The following is a 2,162-nucleotide window of genomic DNA, read 5'->3' as shown; positions in this document are numbered from 1 at the left end:
GGGAGTGTGGCCAGCACTGGTACCGCGTCGTCGGACAGGCCCTGTAGGTAGAGCCAGTCGACCTTGCCTGTCTCGGTGTAGCGGTCGACGTTGTGCTGCGCGATCCAGGCGTCGGGGTTGATCGCGGCCAGCCCGAGCAGCAGGGCGGCACCGGTGAGGAGTGCGGCGCGGGGCAGCCAGGTCGCCTTGAGGGTCAGGCCGGCTGCCATCACTCCGAGGACGACCAGCCCGAGCCAGCCTTCGAAGACGTCGACCAGCAGGCGGAGCTCGGTGAAGCCGTAGGCCTCCTGGTAGACGTGCATCCGGTAGAGGGCGGAAGCGACCACCACCAACGTCAGCACACAGAGCAGGCCGAGCGAACCCCGCAACCAGGCGACGTCGGCGGCCGTAGTACGGGGTGCTTTGCGAGCGGCTGCCCAGACCACCAGCAGGGTGAGCGCGGTGGCAACCGTGAGCTGGCCGAAGCCTTGGTGGACGTACTCCGCGTACGTGAGCCCTGTGATGCGCTCGAGGTACTCGTGCCCGCCGAAGCTGGCAGTGGCCTGCGCGGCGATGAACACCAGGAAGACAGCGTCCACGAGCAGCACCGGCGCGAGCCACTCGTAGCGCCGCGCGACGGGCCGCACCGGACCGGTCTGAGGCTCGACGTTGGGTGGGTTCAGTCCGAGGTACGTCGCAGCCAGTACTACGCCGCCCACCCCGACGGTGATGAAGGCCCGCAGGACGAACGAGTCGAGTTCGAGGTCCGGGACGATCGTGCCCGCCCACTCCTTGAAGATCGCATCGGCCGAGGCGAACAGCAATCCGAAGATGAGAACGCCCAGCACGGACCACACGACCGTCCGCACCGCCGCCGCACTGGCCCGCAGCCCGCCGACGGTCTGCAGGGAACGCCCAAGCCACGGCAGCCCTCGCAGCGCGGCGAGCGGCCAGGCGACACCAGCAGCAACGAAGGCGGGCAGAGTGCGGCCGTGCGCCAGGGCTGTCATGCAGAGTGCGGCACCCGTCATGAGGCACACGAACGCAACCCACTCCGCATCCCTGACGACCACAGTCGCCGCCAGCAGGACACACAGCGCGGCACTGGCCCGCGTGAAGCGGGATCGGCGGTCGGCGCTGAAGCCGAGGATCACGCCTCCGGCCGCGAGCAGCACCACGAAGGTGCCGAGCCCGAGATCACGGAACGGCAGGATGATGGCGGCCAGCAGTCCGACCCCAAGGCAATAGAGGACCGCACGCAGGTTTCCGGGAACGCGGGCGTCAGGCCAGAAGGTGCCGAACAGCATGTCCATTCCCGAGTCGGGCACCGGGGCCGGTACCGGAGGGGCAAGTGCGGGAGAGGGCTCGGTCATGACTGGCTCCTTGGCCTTTCTAGGGACATAGGTGTGCTGCCGCGGCTCGTGTGGGAGGTCGACGCGGACCCGGGCTCCGGTACTGCGCGGCTCGGGTTCGACGAACTGGATGGTGCCGCCATGCAGATCGGTCACCCAGCGGGCGATCGCCAGGCCGAGGCCGGTACCACCGCCACCGTCGGCCTCGGCCAGCGTCCCGAACCGCTCGAAGACGCGATCCCGATCGGCGACCGGGATGCCTGGTCCCTCGTCGGTGATCTCCAGCCGCCACCCGGTGGCCGTGGCCTGGGCGGAGATCTGGACCACCCCGCCGGCAGGACTGTGCCGGGAGGCGTTGTCGAGCAGGTTGGCGACAAGTTGGTGCAGGCGCGGGCGATCGGCCGGGACTGTCAGCGCCGACGGCGTGACCTGTACTGCGTACTTGACCTCGCGGCCGCCCACCTTCGCCTCGGCCACTGCACGCTCCAGCAGCTCCAGGACCGGCACCTGGGTGGTGGACAGCTGGGCCTCCCCCGCATCCACCCGGGCAAGGTCAAGCATGTCTGACGCGAGAGCAGCGAGCCGCTCAGCCTGATCGAGCGCGGTCCGCAGAGCCACGGGATCGGGCTCGGCGACCCCGTCGACGAGGTTCTCCAGTACGGCGCACAACGCGGCGAGCGGGGTCCGTAGTTCATGGCTCACGTTCGCCACCAGTTCGCGGCGCTGGCGGTCCACAGTGGCCAGGTCCTCGGCCATCCGGTTGAAGGCCCGGGCCAGTTCGCCCACCTCGTCGCTCGAGGTCGCCGTGACTCGGCCGCTGTAGTCACCACG

General features: G+C 69.5%; 1 protein-coding gene. It reads right to left on the bottom strand.

The window, feature by feature from the left end; translation table 11 throughout:
• Positions 1-2,162 (bottom strand): DUF4153 domain-containing protein (locus VFG33_RS18320; protein ID WP_325054107.1); only part of this gene is annotated, 2,162 nt, incomplete at both ends.

Origin of the sequence: Kribbella sp., assembly GCF_035687465.1 — a bacterium.
GTDB lineage: Bacteria > Actinomycetota > Actinomycetes > Propionibacteriales > Kribbellaceae > Kribbella.
Note: the sequence above shows the minus strand (reverse complement) of the source record. Positions and strands in the feature narration are given on the sequence as shown.